Here is a 24,507-nt window from a genome sequence, read left to right on the forward strand (position 1 = left end):
TTGAGGAATAAAGGAAGGCGACACTATGTTTATACTTATTGGGTCAAAATTGAAAAAATTCATTTCTAATTTTGAAAAAATTCGTATATTTAGGAACTCAATCTCCTTTGTTATGAAAACCGTTGCTCAACCCGGTTCCAATTTGAAATCCAAATTCAACCACATTGACATGGACAGCAATTTTTCAATTGTGCTTTCGGCCCGGAAAGGCTTGCACACGAAAGTTTTCTACGATTTTGCAGAGGCTATCAAAATGCCCGAACGGAGATTGGCCGCGATCATGAATGTCTCGGCACGCACGATCAGCAACTATAAAGAGGCCCAAAAGACGTTGGAGCCGCTTTATGGCGAACACCTTTTGAAATTAATCTCCCTGTTTGAAAAGGGCGAGGAGCTCTTTGGCACCATCGACGAGTTTAACTACTGGCTGCAAAAGCCGTTCTGGAATTCGACGGAAAAGCCCTCTGACTGGCTGACTACCGGCGGTGGTGTGGATTTTCTGAGCGAAGAGCTTAATAAAATGGCAGAAGGTTATCCAGGTTAAACATGCTAGTATTCCGAATCGTACACAAACTATACGCCAATACGTTATTTGCTTCCGAAATGAGAGGGCGCTGGAACAGCGAAGGCAATAAAGTGATTTACGCATACGAAACAATTCCCCTGGCATTGCTTGAAAACATGGTAAGAAGGCAGGGCGTCGGGTTCAATGCAGATTTCAAGGTGATGTTCATCGAAATACCCGACGACGCGGCGATCGAAGCCGTCGCCGAGAGCGAACTGGAAGCGGGATGGCGCGATCCGAACGACTATTCGCAATGCCAGCCGCTGGGCGACGGATGGTTCAATGCGGGTAAAGCCCTGGCATTGAAGGTACCTTCGGCTGTCATGCCGCTTGCATTCAATTTTGTAATCAATACCCTTCACCCGGACTACGCGCGTGTGAAGCTGGTGGAGGTTACCGATCTGGTGCCAGACAGCCGTATTGATGATATTTTAAAGAAATACAACTTTACAACGGGCGCTTAGGACCTATTTTCGAGCGGCTGCCTCATTTTCGGCGATCCGTAATTTTGTGATCTTCCTGATGAGATCCAGCGGCATAGGTTTGTTCAAAGGAAAATGCACGGAGCCTTTGGTACCCTTATAGCCCGAAAGCTCTGTCGAAAGCGCCTCGGCAATGCTCCCCGAAACCGGGTATAGCGCCACATGCTTCTTCCAACCGGCGAAATAGATCAGGTATGTGCCGTTCAGATTGAATGTGGGCATGTCATATGAAATCGTTTCGGTGGCATCCGGGGCCGCATCCCTGATTACAGCACGAATTTCCTGCAATATCTGCTGCACATCTTCCGGGAAGCTGGCAATGTATTCGTCAATCGAGCTGGGTTTTGTGGCAGCCATGGTTTTCGTAATTAGTGAATTGATAAGTTAGTAAAAATTAGGATTTTTCTCTAACACCTCCCTCCTGCTGTCAGTCACACAATAAACCTGCATACTACTCAATCATCTGAATAAGAATGCATTTCCGGCGATAGTTTTGGACATCATTTTACCAATCTATATGCCATGAAATGGATTTTACTACTCTCGGCCATGATCGCCTGGCTTTCGGCGGTCGTTGTGAATGCGCAGGTACCTCATGAGATCAACTATCAAGGTGCCGCACGCGACGCATCCGGTATCCCGCTTAAAAACAAATCGGTCAGGCTGCGGCTCAGCATTCGGCAGGATGCCCCCGACGGAAACGTCCATTACAGCGAAACGCGCACAGTCACAACCAATTCGCTTGGCCTGTTCAGCCTGGCGGTGGGCTCCCCAGGGGCGGTGGATGTAATCGGGTCCATGACCGCCGTACCCTGGCACGACGGCACCAAATTCCTGAAAGTAGAAATGGACCCCGATGGCAGCAGCGGACTTGTGGATTTGGGTTCCACACAATTGGTAAGCGTGCCCTTCGCATTGAGCAGTGCGGATAATCAATGGCAGGTAAATGGCTCGGGGATAAGCAATAAAAATAGCAGCAATGTCGGGATCGGCACTAGCAATCCCGACCCCAGTGCCCTACTCGATCTGAAAAGCGACTCGCGCGGACTGCTACTACCCCGAATGTCGGCCAGCCAGCGTACAGCGCTTTCCCAGCCTGCAACGGGCCTTTTGGTTTATCAAACGGAATCACCCGAAGGATTTTACTATAATAAAGGTACACCTGCCGCACCTGACTGGCTGTTACTGGGGGGCATCGGTCCGCAAGGGCCACAGGGCCAGCAGGGGCCTTCCGGGATTGTTCAGAGTTACTATAACGCGGGAACTGCGCCTTTTCCTTCCAGCACACTTGCGCTCGTTACCAAACCGCTTGAAGTGACGATTCAGGAAGGTCAAACAGTATTTTTGACGTCTTCGAGAGCGCTAGGCGGCTACACAGCGGCGAACGAACTCGGCATTTATCCGGCATGCCAGAGTGTAGTGCCCGGAAGCCCGGTCCAAACGCTCGCATTAGGAATGTTTGGCCTTCAAACACCCGCAAATACCAGGATCATATTTTCGGTCCATGGTGTGTTCAAAGACCTTCCTGCCGGCACGTATAACTTTGGAATGGCCGCGGTTACCAGCAGTCCGCACTGGGTCAACGGGGAATGGGGTTACACCAGTGTACTTGTTTACTAGCAGTTCTTTAGTTGACCTACATCATGAAAAAACTGCTATTGCTTGCAAGTATGTTGCTGTGCCGCCGCTTGTCCGAAGCACAAAGTATCGGATCATCGGTTGTTGCGAACGGCTATGGAGCAGGAAATGCCGGAGAAGTTTACCTGGAATGGAGTATCGGGGAACCGGCTATCGCTACATTGCAGTCGGGGCCGAATCTGCTTTCACAAGGCTTTTTACAGCCCGACCCCGCCTATGCCTTTCCTGTGAAGCTGATCTATTTTAATGGGAAAACCACCGATAGCAACAATGAACTGCACTGGGCAACTTCGGAAGAAACCAACAACAGCCATTTTGAAATGCAAAAATCGCCCGACGGCATTCATTTTCAACTTATGGAGAGTGTTCCCGGATCGGGCACTATTTATGTGCAAAAAACATATCAGGTTATTGACTACACACCCTACGCACGCACTTATTACCGCCTTAAACAAGTCGATTACGATGGAACATTTAGCTTCTCTTCTATTATTTTCATTCGGCAGGCTGATCATTCCGGTTTTGCACTGTATCCCAATCCGGCGGCTGATATGCTTTATTTATCGGTCAAACAAAATGTGGGACCGCTGCATATTGCTGTTTTCAAGGCCAGTGGAGATGTTGTACTACGGCAAAAATGCGATGCGGGGGATCATATCGGTGTAAACATCAAGCCGCTGCCTCCGGGGTCTTATGCTGTTCAGGTGTCGGGGCCGGGCGCAGTGCCTTTGTGGTCGTCGAGGTTTGTCAAGCTTTAATGAATTTTGGTTATCGAACGGTTGACACTTCTGCGAACCTTATCGGCCAAAAGCGAAAAAATCTCTACTTTGGGGAAAAATGCCCTCCGGGGCCGGAATCCCCAATTTTCATGACTAAAACCAAACTATCCCTAATTTCCCTGGCACTTCTAACGGGCCTGGGCCTCGTTGCCCTTAAAACCAAAAACACGCCCGAAGCGCCTTCCGCCGACAAACATCCCAACATAATCGTGATCCTCGCGGATGATATGGGCTATTCGGATATGGGTTGCTATGGCGGCGAGGTGCATACGCCGAACCTCGATTTCCTTGCTCAAAACGGCCTGCGTTACCGGCAATTTTACAACACTTCACGCTGCTGTCCTACGCGCGCGTCGCTGCTCACGGGCTTGTACAACCAGCAGGCGGGGATCGGCAAGATGACCGAAGCTGAAAACCAGCCGGGTTATCAGGGACACATCACCGAAAACACAGTGACGCTCGCCGAAGTACTCAAAACGGCAGGCTACCAGACGGGCATGACCGGTAAGTGGCACGTTTCCAACACATTTACACAAAAGAACCCTCAGGAACAGCTTGCCTGGCTGAACCATCAGAAAGATGCCGGTCCCTTTTCCCCCATCGAACAATACCCGACCAGCCGCGGCTTCGACAAGTTTTTCGGGACGATCTGGGGTGTGATCGATTTCTTCGATCCGTTCAGTCTGGTCAATGGAAAGGAGCCGGTTACGAGCGTTCCAAAGGATTATTATCACACCGACGCTATCAACGATACGACCGTCGCTTACATTCAGGGCTTCGCGAAATCCGATAAGCCATTCTTCCTTTATGTAGCCCAAAATGCGCCGCATTGGCCCTTACAAGCCAAGCCCGAGGACATCGAAAAATACAAGGATACGTACAAAGTCGGCTGGGAGGCAATCCGCAAAGCACGTTATGAAAGAATGGTCAAAATGGGTCTGATTAACCCGAAAGTGACTAAATTGCCCGAAACACCTGCCGGCGCGATGAAATGGGAGGAAAACCCCGACCGCGAATGGGACGCGATGGCAATGGCTGTGCACGCGGCGATGATCGACCGGATGGATCAGGGTATCGGCCGGATCGTGAATGCATTGAAACAAACCGGCGAGCTGGATAATACACTGATCCTATTTCTGACCGACAATGGCGCCAGTCCGGAAAACTGCGCGAAGTACGGTCCCGGTTTCGACCGCCCGAGCGAGACGCGCGATGGACGAAAGATCGTCTACGCCACCGAAAAACAGGTAATGCCCGGCCCTCAGACAAGTTATGCGTCGATCGGCCCGCGCTGGGCGAGCGTAGCCAACACGCCTTACCGGTACGCGAAGGCTGAGTCGTTCGAAGGTGGCCTGAACTCGCCGATGATCGCGTTCTGGCCCAAGGGTATTACGGCTAAAAAAGGCAGTTTCAGCGATCATACGGGCCATGTGATGGATTTGATGGCGACATTCTGTGAGCTATCGGGCGCTAAATACCCCAAACAATTCAAAAACAACGACATCAAACCGACTACGGGCACCAGCCTGGTCGGCTCGTTTTCCGGCAAATCCTCAAAAGGGAATTCCGAGCTGTTCAACGAGCATTTCGGGGCTCGTTATGCAAGACAAGGTAATTGGAAGCTCGTTTCGACCGCCGCCGACTCCACCTGGCAACTGTTCGACCTTTCAACCGACCGTTCGGAAACGCAAAACCTCGCCGCCACGCATCCTGAAAAAGTAAAACACCTGGCAGGCCTTTGGCAAGAATGGGCCAATACCCACCAGGTATTTCCGAAACCGGGCAAGGCGGCAAAGTAAGATCAGCGTCCCTGGCTCCCGCCGGCATTGGTTACCATCGAACTGGTAGTAAAAGTAATGCCGGCGGTCCCGGCCGTGTAAGTGCCGGACGTATATAATCCGTAAAAATCTGTCGTTGCTGCCGTAGTACCGCCGGTGTAGACCTGGTAAGTAGTACCTTGCTTCAACTTCGGGCTCGAAAACAGCATGGTGCTGTACGCCCGGGGGATCGTGAACGTCATTACTTCGCCGTCTGACGAGCGGATATGCATCAGCTGGTTTGCCGATCCCGAACCGAGGATCACCGAAGGTTGCGTGCTTACATTCGCTGTGGGCGAACTGGTTGCGCCGCCGGTACCAATGAGTATGCCGCCGGTTATTTTGAATGTGTTCCGGTCGCAATCGAATCCTTCCTCGGGACCGCCCGCCGCGATGGAAATAATCCTTCCGCCGGTGATCGTCATCGGGCCATTGGAGTCGATACCGTCGTTGGAAGTGCTGTACACGTAGATGTTCCCGCCATTGATATAAATGAAACTTCCTGCATTCAGCCCGTCGTCGGTAGTCTGGATGTTAAAATCGCCGTTGTTGATCGTCAGTTTGCTTTTGCTTTCAATGCCTTCCCCTGCGGAGGACCTGATATTGAACGTTCCGCCGTTGATCGTTACAAACGGATCAATGTTTGTGTCGGTGTCGTAGCTGGCAGTAATGGCTTTATCGGCCACATTCACAGTGAAATTCCCATTGTTAATCACAATGTATCCTTCTTCGCACTGGATACCGTCGCCGGCCGCGGTGATATTTATGGTGCCACCGTCGGCTATAAACGCGTCGTTGGTATGAATGCCGTCGGATACCGCGCTTGTAACCGTAATGTTTCCGTTGATAATGCGGACGTAATCATCGCTGCAAATGGCGTGCTTGTAATTGCTTTTGAGGTTCAGCGTGCCCGTCCCACTAAAAATCATCTGGCCTTCGCTGAAAAGCGTCGCCTTCATATCCTCTTCACCGCTAGCCGTATAGCTCGTCCCGTCGGTCAGCGAATTGGTGGTATTGTCGTTTAAAACAATAAATGCACGCTTCTCCGACTGGATATTGATTGCCGGGCCGTCGGCATTGGTAATGCTGACGCCGTCCAGGGTAAGCTTGAACTTCTTGTCGCTGTAAATCTTGACAGACCCGTTTGCGGTAGTTCCTGATAAAACATATTCCACTTCCGCGACGGTCGCATTGATGGTAATGTCCCCATTCGATTCGGTCACCGTCACCCCATTGCCCGCCAGCGGATTATCGATGCTTACAACACTTCCAAAATGAATTGAAACGACCGTTGAAAAGGTAGAGTTAGCCAAAAGATCATCCTCGTTAGCCGCGGTACCGGTGTCGCCCTCGGGCGAAGCGGATACAAAACTGACGCTATCGATATTAATCGAGCCATTGGTATTGCCCGGATCTACCGTGGTGTCGTCATCATTGGAGCAGGCCAGGCAAGCCGCCGCCAGCAGTGCCGCAAACGCGGCCCGTGTAAATTGTGAAAATCGGAGGTTCATACTGAGTGATAATTGGTGCGTAGATTTGTCAACTACGGCTCAGTACGCCGGTGCGGTTATCGATGACGCACGGTCCGATGACTTTTATGATTTACCTGGCCAACAGGTAGTGGTGAAGGTTGTTGCGCTCAATCCAGGCTGGCAACGGATAGTGGGCTTCTGTTAACTCCGTAACGGAATCATAAGTGACGTCAACGAGAAAAGAAAGTCACGGATTCGCTGATTGCTGGTCAAGGATGCAATGTCCTGATAGTTAGCAAAACCGACCTTTTTGTATTGATATGCCGCCAGATCCTGGTCGATAATAGGTAGCCCGGCTGGAACGAATGATTGGCTGTGTGTACTTTTGCCGATACCCGGAGGCCCTGCGACCAGATGAATTGTCATCGGATCACTTGCAACCGACCGTCTTTGTGCTCGGCGATGATGTGGCCGTCACGCTTATAAACCAATGGCTGGCCAATCGAAAAAAGGTAGTCACGCGCATTTACTGCGAGTTGCTTCTGCCATTTCGAACGTTCCTCAGGTGTGATTGAACGCGGATCGTTTGTGCGGCGTCCTATTTTAAATTGAATATCCCCTTCCATGTTTTTCGATTTTTACAAAAATACAAAATACCCGAATTCTCAAAGCACCAGCTTATACCCTCTCCCCCGGATATTGATAATCTGAATCTTGGGGTCTTCGCGCAGGTAGCGGCGGAGTTTGGTGATGAAAACGTCGAGGCTGCGGCCGTTGAAGAAGGAATCGTCGCCCCAGAGTTCGGTGAGGACTTCGCTGCGGCCGAGGACTTCGTTGCGTTGCTGATAAAGCCGACGGAGCAATTCGGCTTCACGGTGCGATAATGTCACCTCACGGTCGTCGACGGAGAGCTTTTGCTTGGCAGGGTCGAAGGTGTAGCGGCCGATTTTAAGCGTCCCGCCCGCATGCGGACGTGCCGCTCCCACGCGCAGGAGCGCATTGATGCGCGCGACGAGCTCATCGAGACTAAATGGTTTTTTGAGATAATCATTACCGCCCAATTCAAAACCACGCACGACGTCGGCGGTTTGCGAACGTGCCGTCAGGAACATAATGGGCGTGTGCGGGTCGTCGCGACGGATGTGCTCAGCCATGGTGAAACCGTCCATATCGGGCATCATAATGTCTGCAACGACGATATCGGGCTGGTGCAGGCGGAACTGTTCGAGCCCTTCCGCCCCGTTGGCGGCGTAAAGCACATTGAAACCCCGGTATGCAAGGCTATCCTTCACAATCATCCCCAGCGCGGGCTCGTCCTCGATGAATAGTACCGTAGCCATTTTTCAGAATTTTAAAACAAATGCACTCCCCTTCCCCGGTTCGCTCGCCAGACTAATGCTGCCGCCATGCTTTTCCACCACCTGCCGGACGTACGCCAATCCGAGACCGAAACCTTTCACCTGGTGCAGGTCGCCCGTCGGTACCCGGAAGAAACGGTCGAAAACAGACGTCTGGTAGGCTTTCGGAATGCCGATGCCATTGTCGGAAACGGTAAGCTGCCAGCCGTGCGGCTCCTGCTCGTAGTTGAACGAAATGGTCACGCGCTCGTAGGAGTATTTGATTGCATTGTCGATGAGGTTGTTGATCACATTACCAAAATGCATCCGGTCCACCTGCACCATCGTGCCGAAGGGGATATGCATATTGAATACCACCGTTTTGGCGGCTTTAATCCGGTGACTGGCCGCCAGCTCGCAGAGGATTTCCGCCAGGCTGACCGGCTCCGTATGAAATTCGAAATCCTGCTTCTCCTCCACGGCCAGGTTCAATACTTTTTCCACGAGATCAGACAGCCTTTGCAGGTTGTTTTGCGAAATATTAAGGTATTCCTCCGTTTTGCGGGGATCGTTCAGCGCCCCGAAATGCAGCAACGCATCGACGGCCGCAGTAACGGTCGCGATGGGCGTTTTCAGTTCGTGGGTCATGTTATTGATAAAATCGTTCTTGATATCCGACAGCTTTTTCTGGCGCAGGATGGTCCGCAGCATAAATACGAAACAGCCGGTGGTAAGCAGCAAAAGCAGCGCCGAGCCGCCCAGCAGCCAACCCATCCGTTTCAGCAGATACGGAACGGGCATATCGAAAGTGGCTTGCACGAAAGTATGGCGCACGGGGTTGACGGGCAACGGGAAGGTTTTGAAACTGCCATCTTCTTCTACTCTCAAACCCAGCCCATTGAATATGATCACATTGCTCGACCCCGGATTCGGGAGAATGGTTAGGGTATCTAATTTGAAGGCTGCATCGATGCCTCTCCGCATCAGTTCGTCCCGGTAAGCGGAATAGACTTTCCGCATGTCGATGCGGCCATCCTCCGCCCATTCCTGCACCACGAACCTGGAAATGCGGCGTGCGAGCGTGTCGGCGGGGGCGATAATCGCGCTGTCGTTGTTGAATTTGTAGTAAAACCGTGATCCTCCGCTGCTGCTGCCCAGGCGCCGGACCACCACACGCGATTCCCTGGGAATATTACCGCCGGGCGCTTTGGGTATACTACCACCGGGCGTATCGGGTGTGCCGCCGGGAGGTGTGCCGGGCACGTCGCGGGACGGCTCGCCTCCGAAAAGCTGGCGCGCATGATCAACCTGATGTCCTTCGATTACCTGGAACAATGCATCCTGAACCGTATTACCGAACTGCTCCCGGTTGAGCCGGTAAGTCGTGAGGAGCCAATACGCCTGGAATGCATTGATGGCAACAATGCAGACGCTCATGAGCCAGAAAATGGAGCGGATGCGGCGGTTCGTCATACCGCAAAGCTAAGCTTTCCGCCCGGATCATTTCCGGAACCTTAACACTATTTAACACAAAATAGCATTGATTAATAGGCCATTCTAACGCAGGAACGAAATCTCCGGTGCGTCTCTGCGATGGAAGATTCTAACGCCGTCCAACTCCTTGACCAGCCGGTAATGCCGCTGCACATACTCGCGTACGACGGGCACTTTATCGTGCGGCAGGAACAGGTGGCCCCGCTCGGAGTATTCCGGGATCATGGCCTCGACGAAAATTTTAGGTTTATTTTCCTCCATATCCTCCACAAAATCACGCGTCCAGTGGGGAATAAGCGGCGATTTCATTGAAAAATGGAAGGTATGCACGTCGCGGTAGCCCATAGGCCGCTGCGCGCTCACCAGCAGCCCATCGCGCCAGCCCCAGACGACCACCGGGTCGGACGAACTTGTGTGCGTGACAATGTGCCCCACGACTTTCCTGTCAATATCGGACCTTTTATCGTAAGCCACTTCGCCGTCGAGGTATTTGAGACTTACGGCCGTTTGCAGGACTCCCCCGAGCAGCAAAAAACCGATTGCATAGTTGCGAACCACCGGCTGGCTGAACGACAGAAACAATGCATTGAAAATCAGCAGCGGTACAAAAAGGAAGAGTTTGTAATGCTCAAAATTGTTACCCGACTGCAACACGGCATAAACACTCAGCAGTAAAAGCAAGGACGTAAAAACGACAGGTATCCAGTTGACCCTGAACTCTGAACGCCATTTTTTGAAAGACAAAACCGGTAATGTCACGGCCAATGCAGTGAGTGTGAGGACATATACCCCGGAACTCGTCGCATAGAAAATGAAGCGGATCACACGCACCGGACTGAACCGCTCGACCATGGGCATGGACGAGAACTGCGTCGTGAACGAATAATAGAAGTAGTTCCAGAAGTAGTTGTTCCAGAAAACATCCACCTTACCCCTCGCACCATAAAATACATTGATCAAAATGGTAGGAAATAGGCAACCAATCATCAACGCCGCTATGTTGCGCCAGTCTTTCCGCTGTGCCATCGCGAGCAATAAAAATACCCCCGTGAGCAATCCCATGGGAGCATTCTGGAATTTGGCATAAACGACGCTGCCCAGCAGGATGCCGGTAATCGCCGCAATAACCGGGCTCGACCACCGGCCGTAGACGTACAAAAAGAACAATGTGATGCCCGCCGTGATCATGAAAATGCTCCCATGCTCGGAATTATAGGCGGCGAAGATATGGCATATGGTTCCCAGGAAAAGCGCAAGACTCCAAGTGACTACCAAACTGAGGTTTTTCCCGGCAAACAACTTACATATCTGATACAGCAGCAGCACCGTTCCCGTCCATAGCAACAATCCGATTATTTCCGCGCTGGTGTAATTGACCGGCATCCCAAACCAGGAGCCTGCGAGTAACGGAAGCACGGTTAATGGCCTGGCATCGGTGTAGTTGAGCAACGTCCAGAGCTTGTCGGGATAATGGTTGACGGCGATAACGGCGCTGAGCCAGGTACTTGTGTCGATATCGTATTCGGTATGGCGTAAAAACGGCATTCGCACGGCCCATACCAGCAGTAGCATGGCGGTAATCAGTATGGTTGCGTCTTTTACGGAAACTCTGCGGTTGGGGTCTTTGACATATGCTTTGTAAACCCACAAAGTCGATAGAAGAAAGACAACAAACAGAATGAGTTTGAAGTAAATATGATAAGCCATTAGTATACAGAGAATTGCTGAGTTGAGTTAGTCAAACCAATATAGGGCACGTCTCCTTAAAATCCACCATTAAATGTAATTTTTCTTAGTTTTCGGAGTCAAATTGGCATCCATGGAAGCTTTAATTGAACTCTGACGAGATTGCCTTTAACACTACTTAACATTAAATAGCAGAACCTTACAAACCGTCGCCTGACCTTTGATGCATCCAATCAAAACCACGGTGACATTATGAAAAAGCTTCTTTCAATGATCGCGCTGCTGTTTGCCGCAGCCCCCATTTTTGCACAGACTTCCGGGCAAATCAACTACGAAGTCGTTCGCAAGATCGACCAGTCACGGTTGCGCTTTATGGTAAACGGCGAGGAGGTGAAACAGGGCGACCCAAATTTTCCTACCGACGTGCCCGACACGCGCACTATCGGCCAGAAAGTCCTGTTCGCGGGCAATTTCGTGCGCGAAAGCCGCGATGAAGAGAATATGATGCTAAGGGTCCGGCAGGAACCGGGCGGTATTCCACAAACTACCAATGCGGGACGGCCGTTCGAGGAATATGTGGTGATCGACATTGCCAGCCAGAAAGTCCTCACTTTCGTGACCGTAAGCAAAGACAAGGAAACGCGCACTTACAAAACCGAAGCGCCGATCGAGGCAACCTCCGGGTGGCAGCTCACACAGCAGACGAAGAAAATCGCCGGTTACTCTTGCCAAAAGGCCATTGTCAATTATCACAAGGAACCCTATTCCGTGTGGTTTACGACCGAATTGCCCTTCCGCTACTCGCCCGTACCCGCGCTCACACCCGAAAAAGGCGTGGTACTGCTCGTGGAAGGCAGCCGGGAGCAGTTCAGAGCGACGAAGGTAAGTACGGGTAAAGTGGATGATAAAGCGGTAATGCCGGATATGCATGCGGAAAGCGTCAGCCAAGAACAAATGACCGACATCCGTCAGCGTGCGATGGCCGATTTTCACCAAAAAATGGGGCCGGGCGGTGGAGGTATTTAAACTGTTATGCTGCCTGCTTCTGCTTTCGCTCTCACCCCTGCTCGCGCAAAAAGTGACCCCAACGGGCGAAATCAGCGGTGCCGTGCTCGACTCGGTCACACGAAAGCCGCTGCGAATGGCGTCCGTTTCGCTCCTGCACGCACGGGATTCCGCATACGTAACCGCGACGACCACCGGCGGAGACGGGGATTTCCATTTCCGAAAAGTCACACCCGGCTCCTACCGGTTGCTGGTTACATTTATGGGTTACAAAAACATATCCATACCGGTTACCGTTACCCGCGATACTCCCGCCAACCTCGGCACATTGCTCATGACCGAGCAGGGCACGCAGCTGAATGAGGTGGTGATCAGGCAGGAAGCTGCACCGGTGACGATCAAACAGGATACCGTCGAATTTAATGCGGGTTCATTTAAAACGCAGCCGAATGCGCAGGTGGAGGAACTGCTGCGCAAATTGCCGGGCGTGGAGGTGGCGCGCGACGGCTCCATTAAAGCCAATGGCCAGGCCGTGAACAAGGTGCTCGTGGATGGTAAACCGTTTTTTGGCAATGATCCTAAAATGGCGACCCGTAACCTCCCCGCCGACATTGTGGACAAGGTTCAGATGTATGACCAGTCATCGGACCAGTCGCAGTTTTCGGGTGTGGATGACGGCGATCGTGAGCGGACGATTAACATTACTATTAAAAAAGACAAAGGCAAGGGCTATTTCGGGCAGAATGCATTGGGGGCCGGCCCGAGCGGCGGCGACCAGTCGGCGCGGTATGAGGCCAAATTGAATGTAAACCGCTTCAACAACCATAACGGCGGGCCCAACCGGCAGCTTTCGGTGATCGGGCAGGCCAATAACCTCAACCAGCAGAACTTCGCGATAGGCCAGGGAGGCGTAGGGCCGCAATTACTAGGCCAACCCGGCGGCGAGGGCGATGGCGGACCTGCCGCACCGTCCAATATTACGGAAGTTGCAGCATTGGGGGCCAATTACCGGACCGAAAGCAAGGCCGTGAAATGGGGCAAACGCTCCGAAATGGCGGCCAGCTATTTTGCCAACCGGGCCGTCACCACTACCGACCAGCAAAGCCATCGCGAGAGCATCCTTCCCGGCCGGTCGTTTTTGACCGATCAAAGCAATTATTCTAAAAATACAATGCTCACGCACCGCATTAACGGCCGCTTCGACCTTCCGATCGATTCGCTGACCAGCCTGCGTTTTACGCCTAATATCAGCTTCCAGACGAAGGATCTGTTGGGTAAAAACAGCAGCTTCTCGTACCGCTCCCCTACGGATTCCCTGAATAAGGGCCTGACCGAAAACGACCTGCACGGAACGGGCTGGAATGGTTATAACAATCTGCTGTTTATGCGAAAGTTCAAAAAAGAAGGCCGTTCGCTGTCGGCGAACCTGAACTCGGTCCTGACAACCGGCAACACCACGGCCTATTACCGGTCGGCCAACACCTTTTTCGACACATTAACGACGGAGCAAAAGATCGACCAGCGCAATGCGCAAGACCAGTTTGCATTACAGAATACGGTGAATGTTTCGTTTACGGAACCGCTCTCTTTCACCAAAAAGCTGGAATTCAGGTATGCATACAGCAATAGTTTCGGGAAGCTGCTGCGAAATGTGGCCAACAAAGGCGAAGAAACGGATCAGTACGACCAGCCTAACACCGCATTGAGCAGAAATTTTGCCAATACTTTCGAAACCAACCGGCTCGGCGCCACTTTCCAGACCCGGCGCCTGCGCTACACCATCGCATTGGGCGGTGATGCGCAGCTGGCATCGCTGCGGCCCGTCGACCGATCGACCGACGCCGGGTATAGCTCCCGATACGCGTATTTTATGCCCAATGCACTTTTTTCCTACACATTCAGAGGAAACAAAAATCTGCGGCTGCAATACCGGACGCGCGTTGTGTCACCAGGTATTACCCAGCTTATACCCATTGCGGATAATTCCAATCCCCTTAATATCAGCATCGGAAACCCGGACTTGCGGCCCGAGTATTACCATAACCTTACCCTCACATTCGGCATTTCATCGCGGGGCGGCACCGATAACCTGTTTGTTTTCAGCAGTTTCAATCAGAGCAACAACCGCATTGGAATTTCTACACGCACCGACGATTCGGGCGTGCAGGTTACAACGCCCATCAACACACGTGGGTTTATGTCGGGGACCGGGTTTGTTTCATTAGGCAAAAAGATCGAGCCCTTGCACCTGTCCGTCAACCTCAGTACCCAGGGAAGCCTGGCGCGCAATACGAACCTGATCAATGGGTCGGACAATGTCACGACTTCTACTTCCATTGGTCAGGGCATTCGGCTGCAATCCGATTACAACGGCCGGATCGATTATGGCCTGAGCGCGCGCATTACCTACCAGCAGGCGCGGTATTCGCTTTTATCCGAGCAAAATATGCAGTATTGGTCGCAATACGCCACGGCGGATGTTCATTGGCAACTTCCCGGAAACCTGGTATTCACCTCCGACCTTACTTATAATGGCAATACCGGCCGTGCTGAGGGATACAACCAGCGTTTCACGCTCTGGAACGCGTCCATTGCAAAACAATTTCTGCGCACGCGCCAGGCCGAGGTGCGGTTACAGGTATTCGATCTGCTCAACCAGAACCGCAGCCTCGTCCGGAACACCGGCGACGCCTATATTGAGGATGTGCGTAGCCGGGTTTTAAAGCGCTATTTCCTGATCACCCTGGTGTATAATCTGAGGAAGTTCGGCGTGTAAGGTTATGGCTTCCCGACGACGAGCCGTCCTTTTATCTCGCCTTCGTCGCTGCCGGTGAGCGTATAGTAATAGGTACCGGGCGAGAGTTTTGAAATATCGAGCGGTTGGCTGTCGGAAATTACCGGGCTCGTAAATGCTACTTTTCCGTTGGCGTCGCTGAGCTGAAATTCTCCGCTGCCGGCCGCCAGTCCATTGGCCAGCGTTACCTGACCGAACGACGGATTGGGATACACATAAAAATCCTTCGGAATCCTTTGCCGCGGGACGTCGATCCGCGTTACAAGCGGGGTACTGAGCAACCCTTTTTGCGTGGCTACGTACAACCGGCCATTGGCATAAACGAGGCTGTAAGTGTAGTAGCCGGCGAGCGTATCCACCGTCGCCCATGCTTCCGAAAGCGGCGCGGCTACCCGGCGATTGTAAAGGATCGTATGGTTATTCCCGAAATTCACGGCCGCGTAAATGTGCGTAGGCGTAGCCGTAGCGCGCGAAAAGCTCCCGTGACGCATACCTGCAGGCACCTGCACCCAGGTAGCGCCCCTGTCCGCACTCGCGTAGGCTTTGGAATTGGTGAATGCCCAGATATGCTTCTCCGTCTGCAAAAAATCGTAGGTCGTGAGGCCGGGAAGAATGCGGCCGCCGTGATAGCGGATGTCCCACTCGGCTGTGCTGTCGTTCAAAACGGCGAGCGTGCCATTGGCCCCCATGCCGCCAATGAGTGCGCTTTCGGTGTTGATAATTGCATTGAAACTGTAACTGGTTTTGAAATCGAGACCTTTGTTGAACGCGCCCCACGCGGTACCGGCCGCATTGAGCTGCTGCACGCCCTGGTCGTCGGTAGCGACGTACAATGCACCATTCCTCGCAGCAAACCGCACGGGGGCTATGCCGGAAAGTCCCTGGGAAGCGAAGTGCCAGGTTTTACCGTTGTCGGCGCTTTCGTAAATGCCCTTGCCGTAACCCGTGGCGTACAATTTGTCCTTGAAACTGATCATGTCGTCGATTCCGTCGGGCGTCGGGTTGAATTTTGACGACGCGGTCCATGATATTCCCCAACGGTCGGAGATAAAAACCTGGCTCTCCCCGGCTGCATAGAGTCTGCTGCCAAGCTTGCGGATGGCATAAATATCGGTGGCCGGCACCTGCTTTTCGACTTGCCAAATGGGGCTTTGCGCAAATGCGCATTGAAAGGAAAATAAACTGAGAATGAAGAATCGCATTTTCATGGCTAACAAATGTGGTTGAAAACATTATGTCGCGAATGCCGTGTAAATGGTTTGCACAGATTGAGTGAACGGTATAATTTCCTGCATTAAAAAAGACAAAAAGCGTGTCACAGCAACCTGTGACACGCTTCTACATTACTGTTCGTTTATCGGCTTATTATTCTTTCTTGGCGTGAAAAATTTGTACTGCGACGCACCGCCATTCCACAACTATCCTCACTATCAGGAAAGTAAATATTTTCCCGATTCGCATGACGTAAAATTAGTTCTATAATGTAAATAACAAATATTTCGCTTGCTTATTTTTTTGCAAAAAAGCAGGTAAGCGCTACCCGCGGGCGTCACGAGGGAGGTAGCCAAACTTTTTCTTGAATGCGGCCGTGAAATGCTGGGGATTTTTGTAGCCCGAAAGCGCGGCGATCTCGCCGATCGAAAGTATCGAGCCTGGCTCGACAATATGCCGGCGGGCTCCTTCCAGGCGGGTGTCGGTAATGTATCCGAAAATAGTTGTTCCGAAAAGCTCCTTGAAACCTTCCTGCAACTTCGTGCGGTTGAGCCCGGCAAGTCGGGCGAGCTCTTCGATGGAAAACGGATCGTCGATGTTGCGCAGGACCAGGTCTTTTACTTCATACAATTTGTCGATATCCGACTGTTTCAGGTTTGTCTTACCCGCGTCACTGGCATTGATCTGGCTGATTTGCAGCGTAAGAAGCTCCACAACTTTTGCTTCCACAAAAAGCTTTTTCAGCGAGCCGGTGTACGGACAGTCACGGACTTCGGCGATAACCCTGTTCATGGCGGGCGTGACCGGGAAGCTGCGGTTACCCATTACCGCGGGGTGGTTTCGCTCGATATTCCTGCCAAAATCGCGCAGCACTTCGAGGTCGTTGTGAAAAAGCCTCCGCAGAAAATCCAGCGAAAGTTCTATTTCCACGCTGTGGGACAGCGGCTTTTTTAGATAATGCAAATGCCCTTTCAGCGCAGGGTAGAAAAGCAATGAATGCGACCCGCCGTAGATGACCGTGTCGATCTCCGCCCGGGCGTTCGGAAGGTACAGACAGCCGGTAGTCGAAAGCTCGAAATGCATTTGCAGGTAAGGGAAGTCGCTCTCGATAATCTGCACGAGGTCGTGGTCCAGCGCCCCTTCGATCAGTGAAAATATCATCCCCGGACAGAAGATCCGGTGAATGCGCGAATGGATCCCGAGGTGATCATACTCGTATTTCTCCTCCCATATCCCCGACCGCTCGTCAACGCCGAAGCCTTCGGAGTATCCCCGCTCGAAGTTGAGTTCTGCAAATTCTTCCGATCTGAATACGATTTTCATCAAACTCTGTTTTTGGCGGCATTAATACTGCATTTGGCGTTAACCGCACCCGGGGCACGATCGGTACATTTGCCGTTATTTTTAAACAGTCTTAATTAAGTAAAAGTAATACAGCGTTGAAACCTTTCCTCCTCCTGTTACGATTTTTTGTTACCACGGCGCTTTTACTGCCATTAACTACCTATGCACAAGACAATTACAAAATACAAGGAACTGTAAAGGACAACCGCGGCGAACCGCTCATCGGCGCATCGGTGAGCGTAGACGGAACGGGCCTTCATGAAATTACCAATGAAAAAGGACAATTCACATTGACCGTGCCGCGCCAAAGCAGGTATGCCGTGAACGTTCAGCACATCGGTTTCAAGCGTGTAACTCAGTCGGTTTCCTTCGCTATTATTGGCAATCCCCTCACTTTTACATTACAGGAAGATCAGACCCAGCTTTCGGAAGTGCAGGTAACCGGCCGCACCGAAACCCAGCAGGCAAAGCTGCAACCCATTAAAGCGGAGATCATCAATACCAAAGCCGTTCAGGAACAGCCCTCTACGCTCGTGGAACTCATGAACCGCTCGGCGGGTATCCGTATCCGGCAAACCGGCGGGCTCGGTTCCAGTGCAGGGCTGATGATGAACGGCTTCCAGGACCGCGCGATCAAAAATTTCAAGGATGGTATTCCAATGGATTACCTGGGTGCGGGCTACAACATCGGGCTCGTGCCTGTAAACATGCTCGAACGCGTGGAGGTGTACAAGGGCGTGCTGCCTACGGGTCTGGGCGCGGACGCGCTGGGCGGGGCGGTGAACCTGGTTACGAAGAAATCGCTGTACCGCTATGCCGAAGCGTCTTACGAAATTGCCTCGTTCAACACGCATCGTGGGTCGCTGAATGGGCTTTACACCGATACTACCCGGCTTTTCTTCATCGGTGCGGATGCATTTGTGAACCGTTCGGACAACGATTACAAAGTCGATGTGACGGTTACCGACCATGAAACCGCGGCCCGCAGCGAGGCAACTGTCCGGCTTTTTCACAACAAATTCACCAACTACTATGCCGAAGCATACGGCGGGTTGACGGGCCTGCGCTGGGCCGATGAATTGCGCGTCGGCGTAACATGGTTTCGCATTAACCGGCAAAACCAGTACGGCTCGTCAATGTCCCAGCCGTTTGGTGCGGCATTGAGCAGGCAGTACTCGGTGATTCCGACGCTCCGCTACCGCAAGGCATTCAATCGCCTGAGCCTCGACCAGTTCCTGACCGTGAGCGACATCCATACGCAACAAGTGGACACGGCCCGAGGGACCTACGACTGGTACGGAAACTTCATTCCAAGCCCGTCGCGGCTGGGGGAAATCACGACGAATGGAAGCCTTTCGGATATTACATTTTCCTATTTTACCTCGCGTACCCATGTGGGTTACCAGATCAACGATGCGCACAAAGCGGAGATCAATTTCGTATCGACCATCATAGGCCGTGATGGCCGCGACCCGAGGGGATTGAAACTGCCGGAAACCGGCCAGGATATCCTGTCGCTTCCCGCGAAATACAACAAACTGGTAGGCGCGGCAGGCCTGCAATCTGTTTTTTGGAATGAAAAACTGACCAACAACTTCATTGTCAAATACTATTACTACAATACTGCCACAATCAATGTAGATGTGTACGGCACCGCGCTGGGCGAGCACAGGTATGCGTCCAACAGCAGTTTCGGGATCGCTGAGGCGTTGAAGTTCGCGTTGACGCCCGCCACTTTTTTCCGCGTGTCAGCCGAGGCGGCTACGCGTCTGCCCGAGCAGGACGAAATGTTCGGCGATGGTAATTTTCACCGTTCCAATTTTCTGCTCAAACCTGAAAAGAGCGTGAATATCAATGCGGGTTTCCGCACGGAGAAACGTAATGCTTACAATTTGGAAGTCAATGCATTTTACCGGATTACCAGGGATCTGATCCTCAAAATGCCGATCGATTTCCTGTTTACACAAAACCAGAATGTGAGCAATGTAAAAGGGCTTGGGTTGGAAACCGATCTGAGTGTAAACTTCGCACACTGGTTACGTGCGAACGGGAATTTTACTTACCAGGATTTTCGCGTTTTTGACACCGGCAACCGTCTCACGGAAAAGGCGCGGCTACGCAACACGCCTTATTTCTTCTCCAACCTCGGCCTGAACGCCAACCTCGACCGTATTGCCGGCAACGGGCGTTTACAGCTTTATTATTATTTCACCTTCGTCCGCGAATACTATCTCGACTACATTCCCAAATCGCTCGAACCCGATGGCTTCCTCGGGCTTTGGGGCAAGGCCAAATTCGAAGCACCCAACATTATCCCGAGCCAGGCGCTGCATTCATTAGGATTCACCTACAATCCTGTAAACGACCAATTTGCCATCGGTTTTCAGGCTAAAAACATTTTCAACACCAACGTTTACGACAACTTCCGGATACAGAACGCGGGCCGGAGCTTCCATTTGAAAGTCAACTACACCCTCAAATAGTATTATCCATTTTACAATCATACTCATGAAAACACCTTTGTTTAAATCACTCCTGCTAGGCTTCGCATTCACCGCATTTCTCGGATGCTCGTCCGACGATAGCAGTGAACCAACACCTACCGAGAAGGACAAATTTGTACTGATGACCTCCATCGAACGTTTCGGAGCCGGTTATTTTACGGCTTTGGATGGCCTACCGTCGGGGACGATCCAGGCTACCAATTCAAAATCGCTGCAAGTGAAAGAAGCTTTTGGTTTCAGGACTTTCGGGAAATGGTTTTTCAACCGGACTAATGCAGCCGGCGAGACGGGTCTTCAAAAGTATTCACTCAATGCGGATGGCAGTTTGAAAGACGAAGGTTTTATTGCCGGTTCAACGCAATACCTGGTTGTAAATGAAACGACAGGCTATTATTTAGACGGAACCCGCAGCCTTTTAAAACTCCAAAAATTCAACCCGACTACCATGTTGCGTACCGGTGAAGTGGATTTATCCGTAGTTCAGAAACAAGGCGTAGAATTTCAGGTGGTAGGAATGCACACCATCGCCGCCAAAGAAGGAAAATTGTTCGTAGGGATCACTTACAGCACTACCGCACTGGCGGGTTACGGCGGTGATGTTTTTAACTCCGTTGAATTTGCGGTAGTCGACCTCGCTACGGATAAGTATGAGAAGACGATCAAATACGATGGTTTGAGAGGTATCGGTTGGGGTTCCTCGGGCAATAAAATGTGGACAATCGGCGACGATGGCGCATTGTACCTGTACAGCACCGGGCTGAATGTTGGCTTAGCCAAAACGGCGATCATCCGCATTAAGAAAGGCGAGACGGATTTTGACAAAACCTGGTCATTCTCCACCAACGACATGCAAGCCAACAACTCTATCGTAACCGCGCTTGTGAAAGGCGGAAAGCTCTATTTTGAATCTCCGTCTGTGCCATTAAAGACTGACTTTTCAAACCTTCAGAACGCCCCCATATTCGACTACTACACCTACGACCTCACTACCAAACAGGTCACCAAGATCGAGGGAATGCCTCAGCATGAGTTTGCATTTGCCAATGAGCAGGCTATCACGGAAATCGACGGCAAGGTGTATTTGTGGGTAAAAAACTCAACCGACAAACTGGAAAGCTACTATGTCGTGGACGGCAATAAAGCCACACAAGTATTCAAAGTCGTGCTGGACGGCGCGATCCAGGGCTTTGTAAAGCTTCCTAATTAATTCTTTTTAACTTCAACTCCCATGAGCTCCGTCAAGCAAATCAAAACCTGGTTCCTGATCCACAAATGGACGAGCCTGATCTGTACGGCCTTCCTGCTGATGCTTTGCATTACGGGCCTGCCGCTGATCTTCCATGAAGAAATCGAAGAACTCGAAGGGAAGCCGCACCTCGCCAAACAGGTACCGGCCGGCACGCCGCTCGCCGGGCTCGATAAGCTGGCGGAAACCGCGCAGGCGAAATACCCGAAAAAGGTGATCCGGTATGTGTACTGGGACGAGCACGAGCCAAATACGACCGCATTCAGCCTTTCCGACTCGATCGACGCACCGCCGGATAATTTCACGACGGTAATCGTGGACGACCACACCGCGGAACTGCTCGACGAGCCTAATTACCAGGAAGGGTTCATGTATGTAATGCTGCAATTGCACGTGGACATGTTTATGGGCATCGGCGGAAAGCTGTTCCTGGGGCTCATGGGGTTACTTTTTGTGGCGGCGATCGTGTCGGGCATTATGCTATACGGGCCGATCATGAAGCGTTTCGATTTTGGAATGATCCGCACGCAGCGGTCAACGCGCCTTAAATGGCTCGATTTGCATAACCTCCTCGGCGTGGTCACAATCGTTTGGGGAACTGTGGTAGGGCTAACCGGTGTGATCAATACGGCTTCGGAAATCGTGCTTGGCTTATGGCAAATAGGGCAGCTTTCGGAAATGACGGCTCCTTATAAAAATGCGCAACCGCTCACCGGAAAGCTTAGCTCGCTCAACCAGGCCGTGGCAATCGCCCGTGATAAGGCGCCGGAAATGGAACCGTCCATCATTGCCTACCCGGGCACGCCGTTCACTAGCAAGCACCATTATGCCGTATTCATGAAAGGCAACACACCGCTCACCAAACGGATCATCAAACCCGCGCTGATCGACGCCAAAACCGGAACGCTCACCGATATGCGCGATATGCCGTGGTATGTGAACACGCTTTTCGTTTCGCAGCCATTGCATTTCGGTGATTATGGCGGGCTGCCGCTCAAAATCATTTGGGCACTCTTCGACATCGCCACGATCGTGATCCTCGGCAGCGGGCTTTACCTGTGGTTTGCCCGAAACAAGGCCACGAAGGCGCATATCAACCGCCTGAGCAAAAGCGACACGGAAATTCTGACCGTCATTGCCCAAAAGGAAAACGCATAACCGGAACGATCATTCAAAAATATCCTGACAATGAAAAGCAATTTCTGGAAAGTATGGGGCATGCCCTTTATCATCGGCATCTTGTCCGGTATCGGCCTCATTTCAGCACTCACCGGCGACGACCTCTGGGACGCGGTTTCCTGGCTCGCGCTGGGGTTTCCGGTGGTGGTTGGTTTCTGGTTTTTGAGGAAGAGCTGGGCGTAATGTGAGACGCTGGTGCAAATCTCTTGATTTGCACTGGCTATTTGTAGGCCTCTGGCCGGTCATTACGGCAATGTCGATTTTCCGTTTTGACCGGCCGGAGGCCTGCAAATAGTTAGCACGAAGGTGGACCTTCGCGCCATTGCGCACACTTATACATCTGCGCCGTTTGACATTAAATCTTTCTAATAACCCACTTCCAGGTCAAAACCACCCCGGTAACACTCACCAACGTCCCGCCGATCATCAGCACAATCATTACAATATCCCACAAAGGCCGCTTGTACACCAGGAAGCGAAAATCAAAACTGTGCAATCCGTGGTAAAGCCAGCGTTCCAGGCGGCTCAGGTCCTGGTGTTTTAAAACGACTTGTGCCGTTGCAGGGTCGACGTAGTACCACCGCTCATCCTCCGAAGCCATTTTGACCCGCAATACCGGTAGCCGCTTCTCGTGGTGTTTGGAATAATAGTAATCATCATACTCCGAAAGCACTACCGCCTCCTTCACCGGCACATCCGGATTCATTTCTTTTAATTTGGAAACAAAAGGCGCAAGGTCCAGTTGCGTAACAGCTTGCGCAACTTCCTGGTCGGCAGCCAGCATATGCGAATGCCGCTCGTCGGCATACCCGATATAGTAAGGCTTTCCATTCCATTGCACGAGCTGGACTTCCTTTAAACCAGGTTCCGGATTCAGCTTCCGGGCGGCGGCGTCAGGTGAAACATTAAATTTCCCGACATCCAAAACACCGCCCGTCCATTGTGCCGACTCGTCCGGTTCCAGCCTTGTAAACGGCGCCCAATCCCAGGGCGTCATGGAAAGCAATCCGCTGAATACCCAGGTAAAAACGAATATGCCGAATGCAAAACCCGTGTAATGGTGCCAACGGAACCATTTCTTTTTGTAGGGACTGAATGCCAGGCCGCGGTTGCGCTTATACCGCACAAAGCCCATCACGATCCCCGCAATGCACATCACACTGCCGATGGTGGACGACCAGACGATGATATCGTTCCAAAGCGGACGATTACGGAGCAGTACCGTTGGGTAAATCCAATGCGGAATTGGGCCGAGCCACGCCAGGAACCTTTGCTTTGCATTCACCATTTGTACCACTTCACCCGTCTGCGCCGCTACGTACACATACGTACGCGCGGGATCGTCAATGTGTATGCGGTACACGGGCGTACTGTACCCCTGCGAGCGCGCTGCGGCCATCCACTGGTCGATTTCGGTCAGGAGCTCGGTGCTTTTGATCTTTCCGCCTTTGGTGAATTGAATGGCCAATCGAGCGGCTGATGCGGAATCTGTGCCTTTGAATAGGGTCCCGTCATCTGCGAAAATGGCCTGGTAGGTGCCCTTAATCGTGGTAATGCGGTAAATGGGGCGGTTCAGGAGCATTCCTAACCGGATGGAACGTAAGGTATCCTTGATTCCGGCGCTGTCGAGTGCTTGCGCGATCGTGAGATTTGCATGGCTGAAATCGGGTAACGGAAGACGTTGGAGGCGTTCGTGGTACCGCATCGTGGGGTATTTGACGTACATCATCGCGAAGCCGGAGAGAAACCAGATAACGAAGAGCAGGCTGAGCGCGAAGCCGAGGTAGCGGTGAATGAGAAGCGTTAGCTTAATGAGCTTTTTCATTGTTTGGGGGGATGGTGCAAATCTCCTGATTTGTACACACTATTCGCAGGCCTCCGGCCGGTCGATACGGAAAAGCGACGTTACCATATAGACCGGCCCGAGGCCTGCGAATAGTTAGCACGAAGGAA

The 24,507-nt window shown here is 51.9% G+C and carries 20 protein-coding genes; 11 read left to right on the forward strand and 9 right to left on the reverse strand.

Annotated features, from left to right (window positions below; translation table 11 throughout):
- Window positions 1-112: 112 nt before the first annotated feature.
- On the forward strand, window positions 113-544 hold the full coding sequence (locus BLQ88_RS20885; protein ID WP_090154077.1) for an Xre family toxin-antitoxin system antitoxin: 432 nt from the start codon (window positions 113-115) through the stop codon (window positions 542-544).
- Between the two features lie 2 nt (window positions 545-546).
- Window positions 547-1,029, forward strand: coding sequence for an RES family NAD+ phosphorylase (locus tag BLQ88_RS20890; protein WP_090154079.1), 483 nt, complete (start codon window positions 547-549; stop codon window positions 1,027-1,029).
- A gap of 3 nt (window positions 1,030-1,032) precedes the next feature.
- On the opposite strand, the gene BLQ88_RS20895 is transcribed toward BLQ88_RS20890, so the two are convergent.
- Window positions 1,033-1,404, reverse strand: a complete 372-nt coding sequence (locus BLQ88_RS20895; RefSeq protein WP_090154081.1) for an iron chaperone — start codon at window positions 1,402-1,404, stop codon at window positions 1,033-1,035.
- 165 nt (window positions 1,405-1,569) lie between these two features.
- On the opposite strand from BLQ88_RS20895, the gene BLQ88_RS20900 reads away from it, so the two are divergent.
- The 3 genes from BLQ88_RS20900 to BLQ88_RS20910 all read left to right on the forward strand — a co-directional run bounded on the left by BLQ88_RS20900 (window position 1,570) and on the right by BLQ88_RS20910 (window position 5,263).
- The gene (locus BLQ88_RS20900; protein ID WP_090154083.1) at window positions 1,570-2,667 is read left to right on the forward strand and encodes a phage tail-like protein; all 1,098 of its coding nucleotides are present in this window, start codon (window positions 1,570-1,572) and stop codon (window positions 2,665-2,667) included.
- A gap of 23 nt (window positions 2,668-2,690) precedes the next feature.
- On the forward strand, window positions 2,691-3,443 hold the full coding sequence (locus tag BLQ88_RS20905; RefSeq protein WP_090154084.1) for a T9SS type A sorting domain-containing protein: 753 nt from the start codon (window positions 2,691-2,693) through the stop codon (window positions 3,441-3,443).
- 110 nt (window positions 3,444-3,553) lie between these two features.
- The gene (locus tag BLQ88_RS20910) at window positions 3,554-5,263 is read left to right on the forward strand and encodes an arylsulfatase (protein ID WP_090154086.1); all 1,710 of its coding nucleotides are present in this window, start codon (window positions 3,554-3,556) and stop codon (window positions 5,261-5,263) included.
- 2 nt (window positions 5,264-5,265) lie between these two features.
- Here BLQ88_RS20910 and BLQ88_RS20915 read toward each other — a convergent pair whose 3' ends face one another.
- From BLQ88_RS20915 to BLQ88_RS20940, 5 genes are all read right to left on the reverse strand, one after another.
- Window positions 5,266-6,792 carry a carbohydrate-binding domain-containing protein gene (locus tag BLQ88_RS20915; protein WP_090154088.1) on the reverse strand — a complete coding sequence of 509 codons (1,527 nt, stop codon included), beginning with the start codon at window positions 6,790-6,792 and terminating at the stop codon, window positions 5,266-5,268.
- A gap of 383 nt (window positions 6,793-7,175) precedes the next feature.
- On the reverse strand, window positions 7,176-7,379 hold the full coding sequence (locus tag BLQ88_RS20925; protein WP_090154092.1) for a hypothetical protein: 204 nt from the start codon (window positions 7,377-7,379) through the stop codon (window positions 7,176-7,178).
- A gap of 39 nt (window positions 7,380-7,418) precedes the next feature.
- The gene (locus BLQ88_RS20930) at window positions 7,419-8,093 is read right to left on the reverse strand and encodes a response regulator transcription factor (RefSeq protein WP_090154094.1); all 675 of its coding nucleotides are present in this window, start codon (window positions 8,091-8,093) and stop codon (window positions 7,419-7,421) included.
- 3 nt (window positions 8,094-8,096) lie between these two features.
- Entirely contained in the window at window positions 8,097-9,563 is a 1,467-nt protein-coding gene (locus BLQ88_RS20935; RefSeq protein WP_090154096.1) for a sensor histidine kinase, read from the reverse strand.
- A gap of 84 nt (window positions 9,564-9,647) precedes the next feature.
- Window positions 9,648-11,291, reverse strand: coding sequence for a hypothetical protein (locus BLQ88_RS20940; RefSeq protein ID WP_229212781.1), 1,644 nt, complete (start codon window positions 11,289-11,291; stop codon window positions 9,648-9,650).
- Between the two features lie 231 nt (window positions 11,292-11,522).
- Here BLQ88_RS20940 and BLQ88_RS20945 point away from each other — a divergent pair, with 231 nt between their 5' ends.
- The gene (locus BLQ88_RS20945; RefSeq protein WP_090154098.1) at window positions 11,523-12,296 is read left to right on the forward strand and encodes a GLPGLI family protein; all 774 of its coding nucleotides are present in this window, start codon (window positions 11,523-11,525) and stop codon (window positions 12,294-12,296) included.
- On the forward strand, window positions 12,283-15,051 hold the full coding sequence (locus BLQ88_RS20950; RefSeq protein ID WP_090154100.1) for a TonB-dependent receptor: 2,769 nt from the start codon (window positions 12,283-12,285) through the stop codon (window positions 15,049-15,051). The genes BLQ88_RS20945 and BLQ88_RS20950 overlap by 14 nt, the downstream gene beginning before the upstream one ends.
- A 2-nt stretch (window positions 15,052-15,053) precedes the next feature.
- Here the strand turns inward: BLQ88_RS20950 and BLQ88_RS20955 are convergent, their stop codons facing one another.
- Complete coding sequence (locus tag BLQ88_RS20955) at window positions 15,054-16,277, reverse strand: T9SS type A sorting domain-containing protein (protein ID WP_090154102.1); 1,224 nt, start codon at window positions 16,275-16,277, stop codon at window positions 15,054-15,056.
- A 328-nt stretch (window positions 16,278-16,605) separates the two neighbouring features.
- Window positions 16,606-17,604, reverse strand: coding sequence for a helix-turn-helix transcriptional regulator (locus BLQ88_RS20960; RefSeq protein ID WP_090154104.1), 999 nt, complete (start codon window positions 17,602-17,604; stop codon window positions 16,606-16,608).
- 116 nt (window positions 17,605-17,720) lie between these two features.
- Here BLQ88_RS20960 and BLQ88_RS20965 point away from each other — a divergent pair, with 116 nt between their 5' ends.
- From BLQ88_RS20965 to BLQ88_RS20980, 4 genes are read left to right on the forward strand one after another with little or no spacing between them, the layout of a single operon-like run.
- Entirely contained in the window at window positions 17,721-20,108 is a 2,388-nt protein-coding gene (locus tag BLQ88_RS20965) for a TonB-dependent receptor (protein ID WP_090154106.1), read from the forward strand.
- A 25-nt stretch (window positions 20,109-20,133) separates the two neighbouring features.
- Window positions 20,134-21,336: a DUF4374 domain-containing protein gene (locus BLQ88_RS20970; RefSeq protein WP_090154108.1), complete on the forward strand. Its 1,203-nt coding sequence runs from the start codon at window positions 20,134-20,136 to the stop codon at window positions 21,334-21,336.
- A 21-nt stretch (window positions 21,337-21,357) separates the two neighbouring features.
- Window positions 21,358-22,533, forward strand: a complete 1,176-nt coding sequence (locus BLQ88_RS20975) for a PepSY-associated TM helix domain-containing protein (protein ID WP_090154110.1) — start codon at window positions 21,358-21,360, stop codon at window positions 22,531-22,533.
- Between the two features lie 30 nt (window positions 22,534-22,563).
- Window positions 22,564-22,737: a hypothetical protein gene (locus tag BLQ88_RS20980; RefSeq protein WP_218132937.1), complete on the forward strand. Its 174-nt coding sequence runs from the start codon at window positions 22,564-22,566 to the stop codon at window positions 22,735-22,737.
- A gap of 172 nt (window positions 22,738-22,909) precedes the next feature.
- Here the strand turns inward: BLQ88_RS20980 and BLQ88_RS20985 are convergent, their stop codons facing one another.
- Window positions 22,910-24,379 (reverse strand): PepSY domain-containing protein, encoded by a 1,470-nt coding sequence (locus BLQ88_RS20985; protein WP_090154114.1) that lies wholly within the window; start codon window positions 24,377-24,379, stop codon window positions 22,910-22,912.
- Window positions 24,380-24,507: the final 128 nt, after the last annotated feature.

The organism is Dyadobacter soli (assembly GCF_900101885.1).
In the GTDB taxonomy this organism is placed as follows: Bacteria; Bacteroidota; Bacteroidia; order Cytophagales; family Spirosomataceae; genus Dyadobacter; species Dyadobacter soli.